Annotated in this window: 1 protein-coding gene; it reads right to left on the reverse strand. The window is 72.4% G+C overall.

The genetic code is table 11. The features are described from left to right. Window positions 1-237, reverse strand: a 237-nt coding sequence (locus tag KUM49_RS42200; RefSeq protein ID WP_217242252.1) for a hypothetical protein, incomplete at its 3' end; no start/stop codon positions are given. Window positions 238-279 lie beyond the last annotated feature (42 nt).

Here is a 279-nt window from a genome sequence, read left to right on the forward strand (position 1 = left end):
GTGGTGGAAGAGGATGCCTTCCTGGAGGGGCGCGAGCGGGTAGATGTCCGCGATGTTCGCCGCGCCGCCCTCGATGGCCGCGACGATCCGTTCGACCTCCGCAGCCGACAAGTCGACCAGGGGAAGCATGTCCGGGGTGAGGTGGTCGGCGCCGTCCGGGATCCGGTTCGGCGGCACCTCGACCGCCTCCGGAGCCGCGACCGCGGCCAGACCGGCCGGCGTCGGCGTCTGGAACAACGCCCGCACCGAAACCGACACCCCCCGCCCACGCAACCGCTC

The organism is Streptomyces sp. AC555_RSS877, assembly GCF_019049245.1.
Classification (GTDB): domain Bacteria; phylum Actinomycetota; class Actinomycetes; order Streptomycetales; family Streptomycetaceae; genus Streptomyces.